Origin of the sequence: Longimicrobium sp. (genome assembly GCA_036387335.1) — a bacterium.
Lineage (GTDB): Bacteria > Gemmatimonadota > Gemmatimonadetes > Longimicrobiales > Longimicrobiaceae > Longimicrobium.
The window spans coordinates 1-22,229 of record DASVTZ010000044.1 but is presented as its reverse complement, the minus strand read 5'-3'; the positions used below and the strand labels follow the sequence as shown (position 1 = coordinate 22,229).

The 22,229-nt window shown below is 68.2% G+C and carries 22 protein-coding genes; 19 read left to right on the top strand and 3 right to left on the bottom strand.

What is annotated here, in order from left to right:
- The first annotated feature begins 30 nt into the window (after window positions 1–30).
- The 18 genes from uvrB to VF647_04230 all read left to right on the top strand — a co-directional run bounded on the left by uvrB (window position 31) and on the right by VF647_04230 (window position 19,326).
- Entirely contained in the window at window positions 31–2,088 is a 2,058-nt protein-coding gene (uvrB, locus tag VF647_04315) for an excinuclease ABC subunit UvrB (GenBank protein HEX8451297.1), read from the top strand.
- Complete coding sequence (tsaE, locus tag VF647_04310; protein HEX8451296.1) at window positions 2,081–2,548, top strand: tRNA (adenosine(37)-N6)-threonylcarbamoyltransferase complex ATPase subunit type 1 TsaE; 468 nt, start codon at window positions 2,081–2,083, stop codon at window positions 2,546–2,548. The genes uvrB and tsaE overlap by 8 nt, the downstream gene beginning before the upstream one ends.
- Window positions 2,545–3,240, top strand: coding sequence for a tRNA (adenosine(37)-N6)-threonylcarbamoyltransferase complex dimerization subunit type 1 TsaB (gene tsaB, locus VF647_04305; protein ID HEX8451295.1), 696 nt, complete (start codon window positions 2,545–2,547; stop codon window positions 3,238–3,240). Before tsaE ends, tsaB begins: the two co-directional genes overlap by 4 nt.
- Window positions 3,240–3,704 carry a ribosomal protein S18-alanine N-acetyltransferase gene (rimI, locus tag VF647_04300; protein HEX8451294.1) on the top strand — a complete coding sequence of 155 codons (465 nt, stop codon included), beginning with the start codon at window positions 3,240–3,242 and terminating at the stop codon, window positions 3,702–3,704. Before tsaB ends, rimI begins: the two co-directional genes overlap by 1 nt.
- 87 nt (window positions 3,705–3,791) lie before the next feature.
- Window positions 3,792–4,331, top strand: coding sequence for a single-stranded DNA-binding protein (locus tag VF647_04295; GenBank protein ID HEX8451293.1), 540 nt, complete (start codon window positions 3,792–3,794; stop codon window positions 4,329–4,331).
- Between the two features lie 119 nt (window positions 4,332–4,450).
- A complete protein-coding gene (locus tag VF647_04290) occupies window positions 4,451–4,984 on the top strand; it encodes a DUF1353 domain-containing protein (protein ID HEX8451292.1) in 534 nt (177 codons plus the stop codon).
- A 358-nt stretch (window positions 4,985–5,342) separates the two neighbouring features.
- Window positions 5,343–6,551 (top strand): carboxypeptidase-like regulatory domain-containing protein, encoded by a 1,209-nt coding sequence (locus tag VF647_04285; GenBank protein HEX8451291.1) that lies wholly within the window; start codon window positions 5,343–5,345, stop codon window positions 6,549–6,551.
- A gap of 335 nt (window positions 6,552–6,886) precedes the next feature.
- Complete coding sequence (locus tag VF647_04280; GenBank protein ID HEX8451290.1) at window positions 6,887–7,501, top strand: hypothetical protein; 615 nt, start codon at window positions 6,887–6,889, stop codon at window positions 7,499–7,501.
- Between the two features lie 201 nt (window positions 7,502–7,702).
- Window positions 7,703–8,422 carry a hypothetical protein gene (locus VF647_04275; GenBank protein ID HEX8451289.1) on the top strand — a complete coding sequence of 240 codons (720 nt, stop codon included), beginning with the start codon at window positions 7,703–7,705 and terminating at the stop codon, window positions 8,420–8,422.
- 4 nt (window positions 8,423–8,426) lie between these two features.
- Entirely contained in the window at window positions 8,427–8,819 is a 393-nt protein-coding gene (locus VF647_04270; protein HEX8451288.1) for a hypothetical protein, read from the top strand.
- 22 nt (window positions 8,820–8,841) lie between these two features.
- A complete protein-coding gene (locus VF647_04265) occupies window positions 8,842–9,891 on the top strand; it encodes a histidine kinase (protein ID HEX8451287.1) in 1,050 nt (349 codons plus the stop codon).
- On the top strand, window positions 9,888–10,676 hold the full coding sequence (locus tag VF647_04260; GenBank protein ID HEX8451286.1) for a response regulator: 789 nt from the start codon (window positions 9,888–9,890) through the stop codon (window positions 10,674–10,676). Before VF647_04265 ends, VF647_04260 begins: the two co-directional genes overlap by 4 nt.
- Before the next feature lie 175 nt (window positions 10,677–10,851).
- Window positions 10,852–12,039: an NAD(P)/FAD-dependent oxidoreductase gene (locus VF647_04255; GenBank protein ID HEX8451285.1), complete on the top strand. Its 1,188-nt coding sequence runs from the start codon at window positions 10,852–10,854 to the stop codon at window positions 12,037–12,039.
- Entirely contained in the window at window positions 12,036–12,593 is a 558-nt protein-coding gene (locus tag VF647_04250) for a hypothetical protein (protein ID HEX8451284.1), read from the top strand. Before VF647_04255 ends, VF647_04250 begins: the two co-directional genes overlap by 4 nt.
- Window positions 12,594–12,694: 101 nt before the next feature.
- The gene (locus tag VF647_04245; protein HEX8451283.1) at window positions 12,695–14,080 is read left to right on the top strand and encodes a serine hydrolase domain-containing protein; all 1,386 of its coding nucleotides are present in this window, start codon (window positions 12,695–12,697) and stop codon (window positions 14,078–14,080) included.
- Between the two features lie 75 nt (window positions 14,081–14,155).
- The gene (locus tag VF647_04240) at window positions 14,156–14,599 is read left to right on the top strand and encodes a hypothetical protein (GenBank protein HEX8451282.1); all 444 of its coding nucleotides are present in this window, start codon (window positions 14,156–14,158) and stop codon (window positions 14,597–14,599) included.
- Window positions 14,600–14,770: 171 nt separating this feature from the next.
- Window positions 14,771–15,673, top strand: coding sequence for an ABC transporter ATP-binding protein (locus tag VF647_04235; GenBank protein HEX8451281.1), 903 nt, complete (start codon window positions 14,771–14,773; stop codon window positions 15,671–15,673).
- The gene (locus VF647_04230; GenBank protein HEX8451280.1) at window positions 15,670–19,326 is read left to right on the top strand and encodes a hypothetical protein; all 3,657 of its coding nucleotides are present in this window, start codon (window positions 15,670–15,672) and stop codon (window positions 19,324–19,326) included. Before VF647_04235 ends, VF647_04230 begins: the two co-directional genes overlap by 4 nt.
- 49 nt (window positions 19,327–19,375) lie before the next feature.
- On the opposite strand, the gene VF647_04225 is transcribed toward VF647_04230, so the two are convergent.
- The 3 genes from VF647_04225 to VF647_04215 all read right to left on the bottom strand — a co-directional run bounded on the left by VF647_04225 (window position 19,376) and on the right by VF647_04215 (window position 21,789).
- The gene (locus VF647_04225) at window positions 19,376–19,867 is read right to left on the bottom strand and encodes a hypothetical protein (protein HEX8451279.1); all 492 of its coding nucleotides are present in this window, start codon (window positions 19,865–19,867) and stop codon (window positions 19,376–19,378) included.
- Window positions 19,864–21,231, bottom strand: coding sequence for a DUF3696 domain-containing protein (locus VF647_04220; GenBank protein ID HEX8451278.1), 1,368 nt, complete (start codon window positions 21,229–21,231; stop codon window positions 19,864–19,866). The genes VF647_04225 and VF647_04220 overlap by 4 nt, the downstream gene beginning before the upstream one ends.
- 132 nt (window positions 21,232–21,363) lie before the next feature.
- Complete coding sequence (locus VF647_04215) at window positions 21,364–21,789, bottom strand: hypothetical protein (GenBank protein ID HEX8451277.1); 426 nt, start codon at window positions 21,787–21,789, stop codon at window positions 21,364–21,366.
- Here VF647_04215 and VF647_04210 point away from each other — a divergent pair.
- Window positions 21,781–22,104, top strand: coding sequence for a hypothetical protein (locus tag VF647_04210; protein ID HEX8451276.1), 324 nt, complete (start codon window positions 21,781–21,783; stop codon window positions 22,102–22,104). The genes VF647_04215 and VF647_04210 overlap by 9 nt on opposite strands.
- The last annotated feature ends 125 nt before the right edge of the window (window positions 22,105–22,229 follow it).

Here is a 22,229-nt window from a genome sequence, read left to right as displayed (position 1 = left end):
GCCTTCTTCGTGGTCCGCTGACGAGGTAAAATGCCGTTCGAACTGGTGTCTCCCTTCTCCCCCGCGGGCGACCAGCCGCGGGCGATCGAGGAGCTTACCGAGGGCCTCAAGCGCGGCGACAAGTACCAGACGCTGCTTGGCGCCACCGGTACCGGGAAGACGCTCACCATGGCGCACGTCATCGCCAACCTGGGGAAGCCCGCGCTGGTGATGAGCCACAACAAGACGCTCGCCGCGCAGCTGTACGGCGAGCTCAAGCAGTTCTTTCCCAGCAACGCCGTCGAGTACTTCATCTCGTACTACGACTACTATCAGCCCGAGGCGTACGTCCCCTCCACGGACACGTACATCGAAAAAGATTCCTCCATCAACGAGGACATCGAGCGGCTGCGGCTGCGTGCAACGTCGAGCCTGATGGAGCGCGACGACGTCATCATCGTCTCGTCGGTTTCGTGCATCTACGGGTTGGGCGACCCGCAGGAGTACCGCAAGCTGATGCTGACGCTGGAGACGGGGCAGGAGATCGGGCGAAAGAAGATCATCGAGGGGCTCGTCGCCATCCAGTACTCGCGCAACGACGCCTCGTTCGAGCGCGGCACCTTTCGCGTGCGCGGCGACACGATCGAGATCTACCCGGCCTACGAGGAGCAGGGGGTGCGGGTGGAGCTGTGGGGCGACGAGGTGGAGCGCATCACCCGCTTCGACCCCCTGACCGGCGACACCATCGCCATCCTGCCGCGCTGCGCCATTTACCCGGCGAAGCACTTCGTGACCCAGCGGCCCACGCTGGAGCGCGCGGTGCAGCGCATTAGGGCGGAGCTGGACGAGCGCCTCAAGGAGCTGTACCGCGACCAGAAACTGCTGGAGGCGCAGCGCCTGGAGAGCCGCACCAACTTCGATATCGAGATGATGCTGGAGATCGGGACGTGCTCCGGCATCGAGAACTACTCGCGCCACATCTCGGGACGGGCGGAGGGCGACCGGCCGGCGTGCCTGTACGACTACTTCCCCGAGGACTTCTTGGTGGTGGTGGACGAGAGCCACGTCACCGTGCCGCAGATCGGCGGGATGTTCAACGGCGACCGCGCGCGCAAGCTGACGCTGGTGGACCACGGCTTCCGACTTCCGTCCGCGCTGGACAACCGCCCGCTCAAGTTCGACGAGTGGGAGATGCTGGTGCCGCGCGCCGTCTTCGTCTCGGCGACGCCGGGGGAGTACGAGCTGGCGAAGGCGGGCGGCGTGGTGGTGGAGCAGATCATCCGCCCCACCGGCCTCATCGACCCGCAGGTGATCGTGCGGCCGGTTAAGGGCCAGGTGGACGACCTGCTCGCCGAGATCCGCGTGCGCGCCGCGCGCAGCGAGCGGGTGCTGGTGACGACGCTCACCAAGCGGATGTCCGAGGACCTCACCGACTTCCTGTCGCAGGCGGGCGTGCGCGTGCGCTACCTGCACAGCGACATCGAGTCGCTGGAGCGGGTGGAGATCCTGCGCGACCTGCGGCTGGGGAAGTTCGACGTGCTGATCGGCATCAACCTCCTGCGCGAGGGGCTGGACCTCCCCGAGGTGTCGCTCGTCGCCATCCTGGACGCGGACAAGGAAGGCTTCCTGCGCTCCTCGTCGTCGCTGATCCAGACGGTGGGCCGCGCCGCGCGCAACGCGCAGGGGACGGCGATCCTGTACGCCGACCGCATCACCGGCTCCATGCAGCGGATGATGGAGGAGACGGACCGCCGGCGCACGCTGCAGGAGGAGTACAACCGCGAGCACGGCATCATCCCTCAGTCGGTGATCAAGTCGATCGAGGAGATCGAGAAGTCGACGCGCGTGGCCGACTCGCGCAGCACCAAGTACGAGGCGCAGCAGCAGGAGATCCAAAAGGTGGCGGAGCGCCGCGCCGGGCAGGGCGCCAAGAAGCCGGAGGAGATCCTGGCCGACATCGAGCGGGAGATGCGCGACGCCGCCGCCCAGCTCGACTTCGAGCGCGCCGCCCTGCTGCGCGACCAGTACCTGGAGCTCAAGGCGGAGATGGACGGCGCGCGCCCGGCGCCGCAGCGGAGGACCGTGTCGCAGCTTCGCGGCTATGGCTGAGCGGGTCGCGGAGCTCTCCGAGGCCGCGTTGGTGGCCTGGGGCGAGCGGATCGGGCGGGAGGCGGATACGCCGCTGGTGATCGCGCTGCGCGGCGACCTCGGGGCGGGGAAGAGCACGCTGGCCCGCGCCATCGTGCACGGCACGGGGGTCGCGGGGGACGTCCCCTCGCCCACCTTCAACCTCCTCTTCCGCTACGACACGCCGCGCGGCGTGACGGTCCACCACCTGGACCTGTACCGCCTGGAGGACCCGGACGAGGTGTGGGACCTGGGATGGCAGGAGCTGGGCGCCGCGGGGGACGTGGTTCTGATCGAGTGGCCGGAGCGCGCGGAGACGATGCTGCCAGCGACGAGGTGGGAGGTGGAGCTGGAGGAAGCGGCCGGCGGCGACCTGCGCCGGGTCGCCGCCACGCCCGTCGGCGCCCCGCCCGCGCTGCCGCCGATGGAGGGTGTGCGTTGAACGGCCCCGTGCTGGCCCTCGACAGCTCCACGCTCGGCGGATCGGTCGCCGTATCGGTGGACGGCCGCATCGTGGCCGAGCGCGTCCTCCCCAACCGCGCCGGCGCGTCTGGAACGCTGCTCCCCAACGCGGACGAGGCGCTGCGCGAGGCCGGCCTGGCTCCGGGCGACGTGGCGGCGCTGGTGGTGGGCGGCGGGCCCGGATCGTTCACCGGCCTGCGCATCGCCGCGGCGACGGCCAAGGCGGTGGTGCGGGTGCGAGGCGTGCCGTTGTTCGCCTTCAGCGGGCTGATGGGCGCCGCGGCCGCGCGGCGGGATGAGGGCCGCGCCGTGTGCGCCCTCTTCGACGCCCGCAACCGCGAGGTGTACGCCGGCTGCTGGCGCTTCGGGGCCGGCGTGGAGGAGGCGATGGCGATCGAGGCGCTCGCGCTGGACGAGCTCATCGAGCGCTTCCGCGGCGATCCGCCCCTCTTCACCGGCGAAGGGGCGTGGATGCACCGCGACACGCTGGCCGCCGCCTTTGGCGATGAAGCCGTGGCGCCGGAGGAGGGTCCCTCGATCGCGGCGGGGCTCCTCTGGCTGGCGGGGGCGGTGCCGGAGCGGGGACGCGTGGCCGACGTCGCGGGGTGGGAGCCGGACTACGTGCGCTCCTCGGGCGCGGAGCGCATCGCAGCGCAGGGGAGGGTGCGTTGATGGAGGCCTCCGTGCGCGCCATGCCCGCCTTCCGCATCCGCCTCCTGCGCGAGAGCGACCTGCCGGACGTGATGGAGATCGAGACCGCCGCGTTCTCCACCCCCTGGCGCGAGAACACCTTTCGCGGCCTCATGCGCCGCGCCGACACCGACCTCTTCGTGGCCGACGCGGTGGGGCGGGTCGTGGGGTACGCGGCGTGCTGGACGGTGGTCGACCAGAGCGAGCTCGGCAACGTGGCCGTGGCCGAGGAGGCGCGCGGACGCGGGATCGGCGGAGCGCTGGTGGACGCCGTGGTGCGGAGGGTCCGTGAGCGCGGGGCCCAGGAGCTCTTTCTGGAGGTGCGCGAGTCCAACGTGGGCGCGCAGTCGGTGTACCTGGAGCGCGGGTTCTCGGTGATCGGGCGCCGCCGCTCGTACTACTCGTCGCCCACGGAAGACGCGCTCATTATGCGTCTCCGCGTTTGACGATTCTCTTGACACCGGGCGCGTGGGGGGAGTATCCTACGCCCTGGCGGTGTCAACTCTGTTCACTTTTGGGATGAAGGAGGAGCTGTGGCTCGCAGCCTCAACAAGGCCATTCTGATCGGCAACGTGGGCTCGGACCCCGAAATCCGTACGACGGGCGGCGGGAGCCGCGTCGCGCAGTTCAGCCTCGCGACGGGGTACCGAAAGAAGGACGGAACCGACGTCACCCAGTGGCATCGCATCGTCGTCTGGGAGCGCCAGAACGCGGGCGGGGGCGATCCATTCAACGTGATCGAGAAGTTCGTGAAAAAGGGTACCAAGCTCTACGTGGAAGGCGAGATCGAGTACCGCTCCTACGAAGACAAGGATGGCGTCACCAAGTACGTCACCGAGATTCGCCCGCGCGATCTGCTCCTGCTGGACGGCTCCGGCGGCGGCGGCGGGGACTACGGCGGCGGTGGCGGTGGGGGCGGCTATCGGCAGGGTTCGGGCGGCGGGGGCGGCGGTGGGGGCGGCAATCGCGGCGGATCGCGCGGCGGCGGCGGGGGAGCCCCGGCGGGCGGCGGCGGCTCGTACGACGACTTCCAGGCGCCGGGGATGGACGACGACGACGATCTGCCGTTCTAGAATACTATACCCCCGGAGCTGCATATAAACTCTACGGATGGCAGAGGGGGGCGGTGGGAGGGACAACCTCTCTCACCGCCCGTCGCTTTGCCGGGCGCAAGAAGTAGAGCGAGTGCGGGATTGCTGAAAACCAGAGCGACGTACCGCCCCCATCACGGGGGATTGGTGGAAGGCTGAAGCGCCGCAGGCGCGGAGGCCACGTTGAAGTCTATCACCGATGTCGCTCGAGCGCGCCGATATGGATAGTCCCTGCCAACACGGTGGTTGACGGCGCATCTATCCCACAGGCGTTCTGGTCGGCCGTAGGGGCGTCGTCCACTGGTGATTACCGCAGGGCATCGGTGGTGCATGACCGCTACTGTGTGACGAAGTCTGAAGCATGGAAGGCGGTATACCGGATGTTCTACGAGGATATGCTCGCGGTTGGTGTCGAACAGCCGCGGGCACCCGGGATGTACGCGGCTGTCTATGGCGGCGGACCTCGCTGGAAACGTGTGAAGATGGGTGGGCTGGAAGGTAATGCGGAGAGGCTCGTCGAGATCACTCCGCCCTTCTCCGAACAGGAGTACCGGGAGATCGTCACGTGGATCGCGATAGATCAGCCGTCCGTTGAGGAGGTGGAGCGCCGGATTGACGCAGTCACCAACGACTGACCGTCTGTCGCGCCCAGCTCGGACTAGGGTGTGCCTCTACTCACTTTCTCAACCTCGACCAGGATCCGCCAACTGCGAGACAACTTCGTTGCGCGCGCATGTAACGTGGCAGCAGCCGCGCGTGCCGCAACCGACCTGCCTGCTTGCTTCGAGCGACCCGTGAGCACCGCGCGCAAGCAGGCAGGCGATCCCGAGCACGTCCGTTTGGTGGGCGCTGTCCAAGATTGGCCTAGCGCGGCGCGCCAAGGGGTGGAAAGGCGGTCGGCAGGGACACGAGAACAGTCTGCTCGACGATTCGTCAAACTCCTTGCGTAGCTGCGTGACTGTACTCTACATATGAAGGCCACGAGAGACTCTGGTGATCCACCGCCGCCTTCTGGAGTGGTCTGGTATGCAAGTATTATCACCGCTCCTCGTGCTTGGGGAGCTGTCCGATCCGTCAACAAAGCTCCGCCTCACAGGTATTCCCTGGGAGATTATTACGAAGATTACTACGCCTCTGATGCTGGTAGCACTTTGCGCGGTGCTGTACTACGGTTGGAAACTCCAGCGAATCCGTGCATATACAGAACAGTTAAAGGTTCTACCTTCGAAGGACCGAGGTAAACTTGCTGGGCGTTTGGCAGAGCACTATGGCGTTCCGGTAAGTGGCCTTGCCCCTGCGGATCGCGTCGCAATTGTGATACGGGAACTCGAGACAAAACACTCGGAGAGACGTCACAACACGTCTTTGGCCTTTGGCGCCTTCGCCCTCGCGTCTATCTTGTGGTTCATCAGTACGGTGGTCATCAACAGGCCTGCGCCACAGCCACATGATGACCAAGTATGGGTGCAGGGGAACGTCTACGACGCTGACGGAACGCCGATCGAGCGAGATGCTTCTGTGAGTGTGCCAGGACAGCCAGGGTCTTTCCTAACCACTGAAAACGGGCTTTTTAGCTTCCGGATTTCTCGTGCAGCAATATTAGCAGGCGATTCGGTTGAAATATATGTTCGTGCATATGGGAAAACGCTTGTAGACACAGGCAAAGTTGGAAATTATTCGAACCGACTCAAGTTTCCAACACGCGTTCGTCCTTCAGAACCTCTTCTCCTAGATACTGGCGGAGTTCGGCCTTCTTCGCAGAAAACGGATAATGAGGAAGCAGCAGCGATCCTGGCCCAAGAAGCGGACAAGCTGTGGAAACAGGGGCAGTGTTCTTGGCCGACGAAAGGTACATGTCAGTACGAGCCTGCGTTAAAGCGTTTTACGCGCGCTTCACAATTGATGCCGCTGCACGCGGAATATCAGGCACAAGTCGGCGCAACACTTACTCGGATGCTGCGTTTTAGTGCAGCGGCTGCCCGTTTTAGACGCGCGATAGAACTCGATCCTAATGTAGCATGGTACTATGATGAGCTGTGTGTCACACTGCGTGTCTGGGGTCAAGAGGCATCTGCGGCCGAAAGCTGTCGCCGGGCCATCGAACTAGATCCATCTTACCGGGAATATCAGCCTGAATTCGAAAGGGACCTGAGGGCAGCGTACGAAGCGTCTCTGAATTCGGGTGGAGCGGATATCAACTAGTTTTCACAGGCTCGAACCCGGAGATGCACCTCACCGATGGCTCGGCTACCAGGTGTTCGTGGCGAGCGAGTTGCCGCGCCTGATCGTGAAGGACGCAGGACCGGAAGGACCCTCCCAGCCCCAGTTCCGCTGACATTCACCGTCGCCGAGGCAGCCCGTGCCTTCCGTCTGGCACGTGGCAACGCCACGAAGGTGGAGCTGATCGAGGGTGAGAAGCAGTTCCTGCGGCGCGACGAGTCGGGGCGTTTCATGCTCGTGCAAAAGGGGAAGACGGCTGCGTCCAAGCGGAAGTCCCCGAAGAACGGCACTCGAGCGGCACGGGCTCCGGCCAAACGATGACGGCCGCGACGTACGAGAACAGCGTCTTTGTCAACTACCCGTTCGATTCCCAGTATTGGCCTCTCTTCGAGGCCATTACTTTTTCGGTCTACGATCTCGGGTACTTTCCGCGTTGTGCGCTGGAGGTGGACGACAGCAGCCAGGTGCGAATCCAGAAGATCAACGACATCATCAGGGCGTGCCGGCTTTCGGTCCACGACATCTCGCGGACCGAGACGGACGGCAATCCGCCGCTCCCGCGCTTCAACATGCCCTTCGAGCTCGGCATCTTCATGGGGGCGAAGGCGTTCGGCGGCGCTGTTCAGAAACGCAAGGCCGCGATGATCCTCGACACCGAGCAGTACCGGTTCCAGCGGTACATCTCGGACATCGCAGGCCAGGACATCCGAGCCCACGGAGGCGATCCCGAGAACGTCATCCGGCACGTGCGCGGGTTTCTTCTCTCGAAGTCGCCGAAAACCACCTTTCTGGCCGGGTCGGACAAGGTCATCGCACGGTTCAGGCAGTTCAAGGCCGAGATGCCCGCGTCGCTCGCCGCCCTGCACATCGACTCGGCCGACTTCGGGTTCCAGGACCTGATCCGGCTCGTGACCGGGTACGTCGCGTCGTAACCACACCTGCGCCGCACGACTAGCAGAGCGCCCGGACACAGTCGTGAGCCGCGGCCCCTCCTGCTTGTTCCGGCGGGTCCAACCACCGTTCGTCCGCGGGAATCCGCGCTTCGTCGCAAGAGTGTGGTTCCGCGACACCTGCGGCGGTATTGCTTCGTACCAGGAAAGTGAGGCTGATTCGATTCCATCCTGGGAGGGCGCATGCTCCTACCGATCCACATCGCAGCGGGCGGGCTCGCCATCGTGCTGGGGGCTGTGGCGCTGGTGGCGAAGAAGGGCGGGAACATCCACCGGCGCAGCGGGCTGCTGTTCGTCTACGCGATGCTCGTGATGGGGTTCAGCGCCGCGATCATGGGGCTTCGCAACGGGCCCGCCGACGGGAACGTGATGGCGGGGCTCATGACCGCCTACTTCGTCGTCACCGCGCTGACGACCGTCCGCCCGCCGTCGCCGTGGACGCGCCGGATCAACGGGGCGGCGCTGACGGTGGCGGCCTTGCTCGCGCTCGCCGCGGTGGTGGGCGGGACGATGGCCGTCCGCAGCACGCGCGTTTCTCCCAGCGGCGTCCCGTTCCGCACGATCGGCGTGATGTCGTTCGTCCTGGCGACCGTGCTGACGCTGGCTGCGGCCGGCGACCTGCGCATCATGCGATCCGGCGAGCGGCGCGGCGGGGCGCGGCTGGCGCGGCACCTGTGGCGGATGTGCTTCGCGCTGTTCATCGCGGCCGGATCGTTCTTTTCGATCCGCGAGCGGGTGGCGAAGGTGCTTCCCGAGCCGTTCACGACGGGGCCGATGCGCGCGCTGCCGATCCTGCTGGTGTTCGGCGCGATGTTCTACTGGCTGTGGAGGGTCCGCGGCCGCGGCAAGCTGCCGGCGCTCATCCGGCACGAGGCGATGGCGCCCGCCACGCACGCGGGGTGAGACGATGAAATACAGGGTCATGCTCCCCGTCGCGTCTCTGCTCTCGGTCCTCCTATTCACGCTCCACCTGGCGGACGACATCGTACGAGGGGTCGAAAAGGGAAACGCCTCGAACCTTTCCGCCCTTCCCATCTTCGTCGGCTGGCTGTACGGAGCGCTGGTGCTGGCGGAGCGGCGGTCGGGGTACGTCATCGTCTTCCTCGGGTCGCTTCTCGGGATGGCCGTTCCCATCACCCACATGATGGGGAGAGGCGTGGGTGTCGCGAGCCCCGTCGCCACGTCCAGCGGAGCGCTGTTCTACATCTGGACGCTCATCGCGATCGGTGTCACCGCGCTCTTCTCTCTGATTCTCTCGGCGACCGGACTGTGGAGCCTCACGTGGAGACGTTCCCGCTAGCCGCGGCGTGCAGCGGGCGGCCATGACCCTGGGCACGGCGGCGAAGCGGGCCGGCATCATCGCGAGGACGGCGCGGCGCTTCGGCGTCGCGCTGGCGATCGCGGTCGCCGTGGGGTTCCTGCTGCTGAACGGATGGAGGGGGTCCACCTCCACTCTCTTCCTCCGCACCATCACGCTCGGCGTGACGACTACGGCGGCGTTCACGCTGTTCGAGGCATGGCCGCGGAGGCTGCCGGGGTGGATCGAACGATGGGTACTCCAGGTCGTCGCGGTCGGCGTCATCGTGCCGGTCACGCTGACGCTGCTGTACCTGCCTTCCGGAGGCGCGACGCCGTTCCTGGAGGACAGCGACCGGATGCACCTCTCGTTCGCGGCGATCCTCATCGCGCCGTGGACGGCGCTGGCGGCGGTGGTGCGGCAGAAGGAGGCGTTCGCGCGGCATCAGAAGCTCGCGTTCGCGCTGGAGCGGAGCGAGCTGGAGCGGCAGGGGCTCGACGCGCGGCTGCACCTGCTCCAGGCGCAGGTCGCGCCGCACTTCCTGTTCAACACGCTCGCCAACGTGCAGGCGCTCGTCGATGCGGGCTCGCCGCGCGCGTCGCCGGTGCTGGGGAGCCTGATCCAGTACCTTCGCGCGGCGGTCCCGCTGCTCCACGAGCCGGCGGCGACCATCGAGCGCGAGCTGCAGCTCGTGACGCCCTATCTCGAGCTGATGCAGATGCGGATGCCCGACCGCCTCCAGTACGCGATGAACGTCGACCCCTCCGCGCTGAAGCTCCGCTGCCCCCCGACCACGCTGCTGACGCTGGTGGAGAACGCCGTGCGGCACGGGATCGATCCCAGCGAGGAAGGGGGCCGCATCGACGTCGGCGTCGCGCGCCTGGGTGAGCGCTGCGTTGTCCGCGTCACGGACACAGGTGTCGGTCTCCATCCGTCGGAGAGCGGCCTCGGGACGGGCCTGACCGCGTTGCGCGAGCGGCTGCGGCTGCTCTTTGGCGATGCGGCCCAGTTGCGGCTGACATCGGGCGCGGAACGCGGTGTCACCGCCGAGGTCGACATGCCGGCACAGACATGAAGGCGCCCGCGACGGCGCTGATCGCCGACGACGAACCGCTGCTGCGCGATGCACTGCGGCGCCAGCTCGCGGATGCGTGGCCCGAGCTCGAGGTGGTGGCCGAGGCGCGGAACGGGCGGGAGGCGGTGCGGCTGTTCGAGGAGCTGCATCCCGACATCTGCTTCCTCGACGTTCACATGCCGGGGCTCTCGGGCGTGGATGCCGCGAACCAGATCGGCCGGCGCGCGCACCTCGTGTTCGTAACCGCGTACGACCACTATGCGGTGCAGGCCTTTGCGCAGGGCGCGCTCGACTACCTGCTGAAGCCGGTGGAGGCGGCGCGGCTCGCGGAAACGGTGAGCCGTCTCCAGGAACGTCTGCAATCCTCCAGGCCCGCGATCAACACCGAGCAGCTCCTGCAGCAGCTCACCGCCCAGCTCGCGATGCTGCAGGGCGGCGGCAAGAGCGAGCCGCTGCGCTGGATACGGGCGCAGGCGGGGAAGACCGTACGCCTCATCGCCATCGACGACGTCGATTACCTACGCTCGGACGCGAAGTACACGGTCGTGGCGTGGCGCGACGGCGGCAAACCCGCCGAGGCAGTGATCCGGGTTCCGCTCAAGGATCTGCTGGAGCAGGTCGATCCGCAGCAGTTCGCGCAGGTCCATCGCTCGGTCGTCGTAAACCTGCGCGCGATCCGCCTTGTGAAGCGGCACGAGAACGAAACCGCGGAGATCCACCTCAGGGGGCGCGACGAGGTGCTGCCGGTGAGCCGCGCCTACGTGCATCTGTTCCGGCAGATGTAGCCGTCGTGCATGCGCGCCCACCCGTGCGAGACACTTGCGCGAGTACTCTTTGTAGTGTAAAGTACTTTCAAGTACGGCAAACTGGCGTTGCATTCGAGCTTCGGGACAAGATGATCGACCGACACATGCACGAGCACGTGACCGAGGTGAAAGGAACCGGCATGCGAGGCGGGTCATGAGCGCGCGCGTGGACGTGCTCGTTGTGGGCGCGGGGTTGGCAGGGCTGGAGTGCGCCCGGCGGCTGGGAGAGGCCGGCGCGAGCGTGCTGCTGGCCGACCGCAAGCCCGCCGTCGATCACGCGGTGCACACCACCGGTATCTTCGTCCGGCGGACGCTGGAGAGCTTCGAGCTGCCGGACGACTGCCTGGGGCCGCCGGTGCGGCGCGTGGCGCTCTACTCGCCCGGCGGGCGGTCGCAGCTCCTGGAGAGCCCCCACGACGAGTACCGCGTGGGCCGCATGGGCGCGCTCTACCGCCGCGAGCTGGACGCGTGCCTCCGCGCGGGCGTGCAGTGGGCGCCCTCGACGACGCTGGCGGCGCTCGAGGCGGACGGAGCGGGCTCCGCCGCGACGCTGGAGCGGGGCGGGCGGCGGGAGCGGCTCCTGGCGCGCTTCGTGGTCGGCGCGGACGGCGCGACTTCGCGGGTGGCGCCCGCGCTGGGGCTGGACGAGAACCGCGAGTGGATCGTGGGGGTGGAGGAGGTGTTCCGCGGCGCCGCCACGGGGCACGACCCCGCCTTTCACTGCTGGATCGATCCCAGCGTGGCGCCCGGCTACATCGCCTGGGTGGTGGACGATGGCGAAGAGGTGCACGTGGGCGTGGGCGGCTACAGATCGCGCTTCCAGCCGGCGGAGGCGCTGCGGCGGTTCAAGGTGCGCGTGGCGGCGCGCTTCGGGCTGCATGGCGCGGTGCCGTGCGAGCGGCGCGGCGGGCGCATCCCGGTGGGCGGTGTGCTGCCGCGCATCGCCTGCGCGCGCGGGCTGCTGACCGGCGATGCGGCCGGCGCGGTGTCGCCGCTGACGGCGGGCGGGCTGGATCCGTGCCTCCGCCTCTCCGCCCTGGCCGCGGAGGTGGCGATCGAGCTCCTGGCCACGGGGGACCCGGCCGCGCTGGCGCCGTACGACGGCACCTCGCTGCGCGCCCGCTTCCGCACGCGCCTGCTGATCCGCCGGGCGCTGGCGGCGGTGCGCTCACCCCTCGCGGCCGAGCTGGCCTGCGCCGCGCTCCGCCTCCCGCCGTTCAGCACCGTCGCGCACAGGGTGTTTTTCGGCCGCGGATCGTTCCCGGATGTCGCGCGCGGGCGTGGAGTGCGCGCGGCGCCCGCTCTCGTTGCCGCTTCATCACGACAGGGAGTGCCATCATGAGTGCCAGCTTCGCCAGGCGCCTGCGGGGCGCGATCGGAAACGTCCTCGTCTGGGGCGCCGGGTGGACTGCCCTCGCGCTCGCGGTGTTCGCCGTGCTCAAGTCCGTCGGATTCCTTCCCGCGGAAGTGATCTGGCTGGATGGGCTCGGGATCGCCGCGAGGCTGGGGGTGATGGGCGGCATCGTGGGAGGAGCTTTCTCCCTCGCCGTCGGGACGCTGTACCGGGGGCGGCGCCTCGCGGAGATGAGCGTGGTGCGCTTCGGGGTCGGCGGCGGGGTCATGGCGGGGCTCTTCGTGCCGCTCTTCCTCGAGACGATGAGCGTACTTTCCGGCGGTGGGCTGATTCCGCCGGGGCTCATCCTGGATGATGCGGCGCTCGCGGCTCTCTTCGGCGCGGTCGCGGCCGGCGGTTCGCTCAAGCTGGCCCAGCGCGCCGAGCACGCGCTGCCGGAAGCGGTGGAGCCCGAACTCGTGGGCGCGGGCGACCCCATGGCCGGGGCGGGGGAGGCGGACGCGCGGCGGCGAAACGCTCCGGCGGGGCGGGGCGCGGTCTGAGGTGAGTGCAGGATGTTTGACACGCTGCGGGCGGCCACGTACTAAGGATTGCAAAGCTGCCGAACGGCACGTGCACTCCGACCCCAACCAACTGCGCATTCATGCTCAGGAAAGCCACACTCCGTTCATCGCTCGCCGCCATCGCCCTCGTTACCATCAGCGCCTCAGCGGGCGCGCAGCCGGGGCGTCCGCTCCACGTACGGCTGGACTCGATCGCCGCATCCGGAGTGAAGGAGAACCGCGCGGTGGGGATCGTCGCGGCGGTGGTGAGGGGGAACGACACGCTGCTCTACGAGGGCTACGGCAAGGCGAACGTCGAGTGGGACGTGCCGATGCCGCGCGACGCGATGTTCGAGATCGGCTCCGTCACCAAGCAGTTCACCGCCGTCGCGCTGCTCCAGCTCCGCGACGAGGGGAAGCTCAGCCTGGACGACGAGATCACGAAGTGGCTCCCCGACTTCGACACGCGCGGCAACCGGGTGACGCTGCGCCGGCTGCTCGATCACACGTCCGGAATCGTGGGGCTCACCGAGATGCCGGAGTTCGGCAATCTGGTGACGAACGTGCGCTTCCCCCGCGACTCGGCGTACGCGCTGATCCGGCGCACCCCCTTCCAGTTCAGGACGGGCGAGGCGCAGATCTACAACAACTCCGCATTCTTCCTCCTGGGCCTGATCGCGGAGAAGGCGAGCGGAATGAGCTACGAGGACTACGTCGAGAAGAAGATCTTCGAGCCGCTGGGGATGACGCGCTCGATGTACTGCAACAGCACGGAGAACGTCCCCCGCCGCGCGCATGGCTATCTGGTGGCGCCGAACCGCGCGGTGCGCCGCGCGCATACCAACGTGCACACCTGGCCGTTCGCAGCGGGCTCGCTCTGCTCCACGGCGGGCGACATGGTGACGTGGCTGAGGGCGCTGCACGGCGGCAAGGTGCTCTCGCCGGCATCGTACGCCGAGCTGATCACGCCGTCGAAGCTGAACGACGGCACGCCGCTGCGCTACAGCATGGGGCTGCAGGTGGGGCCGGACCCGAGCGGCCACCGCTACATCGGCCACGGCGGCGCCATCGCCGGCTTCACGGCGGAGGTGGGGTGGTATCCCGCCGCGAAGATGGCCGTCGTCGTCCTCGAGAACACGGCCGGCAACCTCGATCCCGCCGCCGTCGCGAGTGAGCTCGCGAGCCAGATCCTGGGCTGGAATCAGCCGCGGCCGCAGTGGTTCACCGGCGATGCCGCGCCGCTGCTGGGTCGGTACGTGGGGCAGGGACGCGGCCGCGACGCGACGATCGAGGTGACGCAGACGCCGGGCGGACTCGCCTTCTCCACAGACGGCGCGCCGCCGCGTCCGTTCCCGTGGGTCGAGGGGCTCACCTTCCGCCAGGGTGTCCGCATCCTGACCTTCCGCCGCGCGAACGGCGACAGCGGCCCGGCTACGGAGCTGCGGGTCAGCACGCCGGGCTCATACATGATCCTCAAGAAGCAGTAACACTCATGCGGGAGGGGCCGCGCGGCCTCTCCCGCCGCTCCATCAACCCTGTACGATCCGTTAGAGGAGGCTGTGATGAAAGAGTGGCTGACACGCATCCGGGGTGCGATCGTGATGGGCCTGGCGTGGGCCGTGGTGTGGGCGCCGATCGCCGTGCTGGCGGGGCTGATCGTGGATCCGGATGGGTCGATGGACGAGATGTGGCCGGCCATCGGAGCGTACCCCGGCTTCCTGTCCGGAGTGGTGTTTTCGGCGCTGATCGCGATCGCGTATGGCCGCCGCGGACCCGGCGAGCTGACGCGGGCGCGGGCGGGCGCGTGGGGCGCGGCGGCGGGTGTGCTGGTGGGCGTGCTTCCGTTCACCATCGGCGAGTCGGCTTCGAAGCTCCCGCTGTGGCAGCTCGCCTCCATCGTCATCGGCTCCATCACCCTGCTGAGCACCCTCTCGGCGGTCGCATCGGCGACGGCGTGGCGGTACGCGGCTCGGCGGCACGCGCATTCGGGCACAGCCCAGGGCTGAAGCAGGGCAGCTGGTACGCGGCGAGTGACGACATTACCGGGCAGAACCATTCCGCCCAAAGCCTTGCGCCGCGCCGCTTTGAAACGTAAAGTACTTCGCATAGCGGCCAGTACATCCGACCGGGTGTTGCTGCATCCGTTCTCCCCAGCGGCACTCGCCAGGACAGCAGCCATGGAATTGCAGATACGCGGCGTCTCCAAGAGCTACCCCAACGGCGTGCAGGCGTTGAACGACGTGACGCTCACGATCCCGGCGGGGATGTACGGGCTGCTGGGCCCGAACGGCGCCGGGAAATCCACGCTGATGCGCATCCTTGCGACGCTCCAGGAGCCGGACAGCGGCACCATCCAGCTGGGCGACCTTGACGTCGTGCGCCAGAAAGACGAGGTGCGGAAGACGCTCGGCTACCTGCCGCAGGAGTTCGGCGTGTATCCAAAGGCGAGCGCGGAGGAGTTGCTCGACTACTTCGCCATCCTCAAGGGCATCCCCGAGAAGAAGGCGCGCAGGGAAGTGGTGGAGGCGCTCTTCCGGCAGACGAACCTGTGGGAGGTGCGCAAGCAGAAGCTGGGCGGCTACTCGGGCGGGATGCGGCAGCGCTTTGGCGTGGCGGTGGCGCTGCTGGGGAATCCGAAGCTGCTCATCGTCGACGAGCCCACGGCGGGGCTGGACCCGGCGGAACGCGTGAGGTTCCTGAACCTGCTCAGCGAGCTGGGCGAGAACAGCGCGGTGATCCTCTCCACGCACATCGTGGAGGACGTCTCCGAGCTGTGCACGCGGATGGCGATCATCGACCGCGGCGAGATCCTGCTGGAGGCCGAGCCGCTCGGCGCCATCGAGGAGATGCGGGGGCGGATCTGGCGCAGCGTCATCGAAAAGAGCGCGCTGGCCCGGGTGGAGCGCGAGCACGCGGTGATCTCCACCAAGATGCTCGCCGGGCGCACCCTGGTGCACGTGTACGCCGACGCGGCGCCGGGGTCCGGCTTCGAGCCCGCCGAGCCGGACCTGGAGGATGTCTATTTCGGGACGATGGCCGGGCACATCGGCCGCCGGAGCGAGGTGGCGGTGGCGTCATGAAACTGCGGACGATCTTCCGCTTCGAGCTTGCCTACCAGGCGCGGCGCGTCTCCACCTGGCTCGTCTTCGCCATCCTGGCCACCATCGCCTTCATCTTCACGCGGGAAAGCTTCCTCTCGGATGCGCTGTACGCGGAGTTCTTCCTGAACTCGCCGTTCATCATCGCGTCCGCCACGGTGTTCGGCAGCCTGCTGTGGCTCGTGCTGGGCGCGGCCACGGCCGGCGAGATCGCCGCGCGCGACGTGGAGACGGGGATGCACCCGCTCACCTACACCGCGCCGGTCAGCAAGGCGGAGCACCTGGGCGGGCGCTTCCTCGCGGCGCTCGTCCTCAACCTGCTGATCCTGCTGGCGATTCCGCTGGGCGTGCTGCTCGCCGTCTACGCTTCCGGGGCCGATCCGGAGCTGATCGGGCCATTCCGCCCGGCGGCGTACCTCACGGCATTCGGCTTCTTTGCGCTGCCGAACGCCTTCGTCGGCACGACGGTGCAGTTCGCGTGGGCGGCGCTGGGGCGGCGGGCGCTGGGGAGCTACGTGGGAAGCGTGCTGCTGATCGCGGTGGCGTACGGCGGGTTCGCGGCCGTGATGTACTACCTGGAGCGGCGGGACGTGGCGGCGCTGCTCGACGTCTTCGGCCACCTGTACATGACCTCCGAGGTGGTGCTGGGATGGTCGCCGATCGAAAAGAGCACGCGGCTGATCGCCCTCGAAGGCCCGCTGCTCCACGGGCGCCTGGTGTGGGCGGGCGTCGCGCTCGCCACGCTCGCCTTCACCTACGCGCGCTTCCGCTTCGAGCACCTGGCGGCGACCGTGTGGTGGAGCCGCATCGCGCGCTTCGGCAGGCACAGGGGCGATGCGCACGCGCCGACGCCGTCCGGGAGCGACATCGCCAGCACCGCACCGATCGCCGTGCCGCACGTCCAGCAGGCGTTCGGCTTCGCGAGCCGCGCGCGCCAGACGCTCGCGATCGCGTGGGACTCGTTCCGCACGATCGCAAAGAGCCGCGGCGGGCTCATCGTGCTGGCCGGCATTGCCGTGATCGCCGTCATCGTCCTCCCCCAGAACTTCGAGAGCTCGGGGACGCCGCTGCTGCCGCGGACGGAGTACGTGCTCACCTTCCTGACCGCCTCCCTCACGCAGCCCTTCACCCAGTGGGTGATCACGCCGCTGTTCATCGTCCTCTACGCCGGCGAGCTGGTCTGGCGCGAGCGGGAGGCGGGGCTGGGCGAGATCACCGACGCGGCGCCGGTGCCGGACGGGGTGCGCTTCGCCGGCAAGTTCCTGGGGCTCGGGCTGGTCCTGGCCGTGTGGATGGCGCTGCTGATGGCGGTCGGGATGGCGGTGCAGGTGAGGATGGGATACTACAAGTTCGAGATCGGCCTCTACATCAAGGTCCTCTTCGGCCTCCAGCTACCCGAGTACCTCCTCTTCGCCGTGCTCGCCCTGGTGGTGCAGGGGCTGGTCAATCAGAAGTACCTCGGCCACCTGCTGGCGCTGCTCGCCTACTTCTTCATCGCCTTCGCCGCCTGGCTGGGGATCGACCACGACCTGCTCGTCTACGGCTCCGCGCCCAGGTGGACCTACTCGGACATGCGCGGATTCGGCGCGTCACTGGGGCCGTGGACGTGGTTCATGCTCTACTGGGCGGCCTGGGCGCTGCTGCTGGCGGTTGTGGCGCGGGTGTTCTGGATGCGGGGGCTGGAGGGGCGCCCGCGCGTGCGGCTCCAGCTCGCGCGCCTCCGCTTCACGCGTCCCACGGCGGTGGCGGCCGCGACGGCGGCGGGGCTCGTGCTCGCGCTGGGCGGCTTCGTCTTCTACAACACCAACGTGCTGAACGAGTACGCTTCCCCGTTCGAGCGGGCGGAGCGGCAGGCCCTGTACGAGCGGCGCTTCGGGCGGTACGCGAACGCCCCTCAGCCGCGGATCGCGGGGACGAAGCTGCACATGGAGATCCATCCCCGTCGGCGGGAGGTGGAGGTGCGCGGCTCCCACCTCCTCGTGAACCGCACGCAGGTGCCCATCGACACGATCCACCTGGCCACCAGCCCCGGCGTGCAGACCGGCGCCATCTCCTTCGACCGCCCCGCCACGCGCGTCGTCGCGGACGAGGATCTCGGCCACGCCATCTACGCGCTGAAGCAGCCGCTCGGGCCCGGCGAATCGCTGCGGCTCAGCTTCGCGATCCACATCAAGCCGCGCGGCTTCCGCAACAGCGGCGCGGGGCGCTCGGTGACGGCGGCCAGCAGCTTCTTCACCAACGACTTCCTCCCCGAGATCGGCTACGATCCCGGCCGCGAGCTGTTCAAGCCCAGCGACCGGCGGGCGCACGGGCTCTCGCCGCGCCGCCTCTTCCCCTCGCTCGCCGAGGTCGAGGCAGGCGGGGACGTCACCGGCGGAGCGGGCGACTTCACCGGCGCCGCGCCCATCGCCGTCGAAACGGTCATCGGCACCGATGGCGACCAGACCGCCGTGGCGCCCGGCCTGCTGCGCCGCACGTGGACCACGAACGGGCGCCGGTACTTCCACTACGCCACCGACGCCCCGATCGGCAACGAGTACCGCTTCTTCTCCGCGCGCTACGCCGTGCACGAGGAGCGCTGGACGCCCAGGTCGGGCGCGGGGCGGCCCGTGACGATCCAGGTCTTCCATCACCCGCGGCACGCCGCGAACCTGGCGCGCATCCTCCGCAGCGTGCGCGCCTCGCTGGAGCACAACAGCCGCGAGTTCGGCCCGTACCCGCACAGCTTCATTCGCCTCGTCGAAAACCCCGGCAGCGGCATGGGCGCGCACGCCGACGCGACCACGATCGACTACACGGAAGGCTTCTCCCGCTACAACCCCGCCGAGGATCCGAACGGCCTCGACATGCCGTTCGCCATCATCGCGCACGAGATGGCGCACCAGTGGGGTGTCGCGTACGCCCTGGCCGAGGGTGCGCCGCTGCTCTCCGAGAGCTTCGCCTGGTACGCCGGGATGGGCGTCGTGGAGGAGGCGTACGGGCGCGCGCACCTGGAGCGGCTGCGGAGGTTCTTTCGCCAGCCGTCACCCATCCCGCCCATCCGCCAGTCCGTCCCCCTGCTCCGCGCGATGGACCCGTACGCGGCCTATCGTAAGGGCCCCGCGGCCTTCTTCGCCCTGCGCGAGTACATGGGCGCCGACCGCGTGAACCTCGCCTTCCGCCGCCTGCGCGAGAAGCAGCGCGCGGGCGCGCCCCGGGCCACCACCCTGGACCTCTACCGCGAGCTCGAGGCGGTCACCCCCGACTCGCTCCGCTACCTCCTGCACGACCTCTTCGCCGCCAACACCTTCTGGCAGCTCAAGACGGAGCGCGCCTCCGCCAGGCAGATCGCGGAGGGCGCCTGGCAGGTCACCCTCCGCCTGCGCGCGCGCAAAGTCACCGTCGACCCCGCCGGCGTGGAGACCGAGGTGCCGATGAACGAGTGGGTGCCGGTCGGCGTCTTCGCCCCCAACAGCGGCCTGGGCTCGGAGTACGGCGAGCGGCTCTACCTGCGCCCCCACCGCATCCGCACCGGCCTGCAGACCATCACGCTCACCGTCCCCCGCAAACCCGCCGAAGCCGGCATTGACCCCTACCTGCTGCTGATCGATCTGGAGCGCTTCGACAACGTGGAGGCGGTGGAAATCGAGCAGTGAGGGACGGGGACACGCGCTGTCCTCTTTAGAACGGGCGCACTGCTAGCAATCAGTCGCCCATCTCGCCCGGGCAGAGGAACTCGATGCGTACGCCGTTCCGCTCAAGCACTTCGCGGTGCTCCCACCAATCGCTGTCCACCGCATTGAGGACGACAGCCGGTTGAGGACCGGCGAGCGCGACCGCCACGAACTTGTGGTCAGAAGGGTCAAACGCGGCGAGGTCGGGGTCGGCAGGGTATTCGTCGAAGCCACGTTCCGGGTGGGCAGTGATCGGAACCAGGGTGCACCACGACGGGTCCGCGTGGCGCGTGAGAACCGCTCTTAGAAACGCGTCGCCCACGCCTGGCTGCCCCACGCTGCGCAACTGGTTCTGGTACTCGCGGATGATCCGCCATCCGTCATCCAGCAGGAGGCCGCCGCGAGCGGAGAGCTCGCGTACGCGGCGCACGCATTCCAGCACGCACTCGGGCGAGGCGTGAGTGGGAGCGTGCGGGTAGTTGGCGACGCGCGGGACGTTGGTGTCCACCGCCCAGTGCGTCATGCGGCGCCCCGCCGAGCCATCTGCCGGCGCATCGCGGCCTCGGCCATCGCGGCGAGGTCGCCCATCTCGTCGCCGAAGAAGTTGGGCGGCCAGTTCCGGATGTTGCCGAACTCGTCCACCTCCAACGGGCTGAGGCGCGACACGCCCCGTTCTTCCTGCGCGAAGTAGAGCGCGACCTGCTCCGGCGCGAGCTGCTCCTCCGCCATGCGCCTCTGCAGGCGGCGCAGCAGGTGCTCGCTGTGGCTTTCCACCACAAGCTGGATCCTGCGGCGCTTCACGACGTCGATGAACACGTCGGCCAGCCCCGACTGCACCGCCGGATGAAGGTGAATCTCCGGCTGCTCCAGCAGGATGGTGGATCCCTCGGGGACGTAGTAGCAGATGGTCAGCACCGGCAGGATCTGAGAAACGCCGAAGCCCACGTCGGTGATCAGAACCGGGGCCGCGCCCGGGCTGCGCGTGATCCACACCCGGTACAGATTGCTTTCAGGCGTGATGGGCTGCACGCTGAAACTGTGCACCAGGCCCAGTTCCTTGAGCCAGTAGCCTACGTATTCCTGGACCGTGAACGCCTTGGTGCCTTTGCCGCGGGAGATCTTTGGCCGGTCCTGCGCGGCCATCAACGCGTCCACCACCCGCTCGCCGCGCTGGCCCATGTCCGCCGGCTCGGCGCCGGCCCACGTGTATTCCCGCTTTGGGTAGTCGCGGAGCGGGCCCAGGTAGTACACGCGGTTCATCTGCTCTTCGAACGCGAGCGCCAGGTCCGAAACGAAGCTGGCGTTCTGGTAATACGCCTTCACCTGGTCTGGAAAGCCGTAGCTCTTTACCGGGTCTGGAAGGTCCCAGGCCCGCCCGCGGATGCGCCTGAACCCGAATCCTCCACCGGACGATCCCTCCAGCTCGTAGCCATGCTCCTGCCGTTCTTTGCGGCGCATGCCGACGGTGGCGTCCGCGAAGCGGTATTCCATTCGATCCACACGCATGCGGCCCTTGCTGCCGGCGGAGCCGATGCGCGTGCAGAAGCCCATCTCGTCACCGGAGAACATCGTGGCGCCCGGCCGGACGGGGTCAGCAATCGCGAGCTCGTGGGGGAGCGTCCAATCCAGGTCGAACTCAAAGGGCCCCCTGCCCTGGTGCAGTATCTCGCGGAAGGTGCCCAGCCGCACCGGGTCCGAGTCGTCGCCGAGGTTCAGCACCTGCTTGCGATCCGACGATTCCACGGTCTGCTTCATCATGAGCAGCGCCTGGATGATGCTCGTCTTCCCGGAGCTGTTCGTACCGAACAGGCCCGTGACGGGGGCCAGGCGAAGGTGCCGGACCGAGCGCCAGGATTTGAAGTTTTCCAGCCCGAGTTGATTCAGCATCAGGACCGCGCTCCTTGCGTTGCCGGCCCACACACCCGCAATCGCGGATCGCGATGGCGCATTGGCGTGAGGGGCGGTCATAAGATGGTCCATTCACCCTCACGTGCGCCAGCCGGATGGCCGTGGAGGGAGTCAGCGTTCCTGCAGCAGGATGCTGATGTCCCTGGAGTAGCCCGTCGCGGTGAGGTGCAGGGGGGCGCTGATGCCGCCGACGGTGGTGTAGCTCCCCTGGAAGGCGGCCTGGACAGCGCGGCCTTCGAAGGTCATCCCGCTGACGGTGAGGGATAGCTGCGGGCGCTGAAAGGTGCCGGTCACCGTGATGGGCACCGTGCTGGCGGCCGCGGCCTCCTTCATGGTGCCGCTTCCCGAGACGGCGGTGCCGGCTCCGTCTTGGAGTTGGAAATCGAGCGTGAGCTCCGGGGAAACGCCGGTCCACGGGCCGGCGACGGCGCTAAGCTGCCGCTCGAGCTCGTTGTCGATGCCGCCGCCGGAGGAGTCGCCGCAGGCTCCGGCGGCCAGCGTGAGGGCGAGCAGCAGGAAAACGCGGGAATGCTGCATCGGTTGCTCCTGGTTGAGATTGGCAGAGCCACGACGACTTTCGCTGCGGCGTGCGGCTACCGCCCCATCGGCGAGGCGCACCACCACTCCGTCTTCAAAGCGGCGGTGGCGCTCACCGGCGAAGACGTACGAGAGGCGTTCACCGCGATCAACGGCCTGCGCGGCACTCGCCACGACACGAACTGCGGCTCCGCGGAGGTCGTGGACGGGCGGACGTGGCCGAGCTTCGGGTTGCGCGAGCTGCGCCCCTCGGCAAAAGCGCGCATTCGTGTGACCAAGCCCCGGAAGGCGGGCCGGACGGACGCGACGGGGTGAGCCGTTTCCGCCACGAGCGCGTTCACCAGCCGCGGAAGCTCATGCGGCGGAGGATCTCGCGGCGATACTCGGGGGTGTTGCGGGGGGTGCGCTCGCGCGGGTTGGGGAGGAGCGCGGCGAGCCCC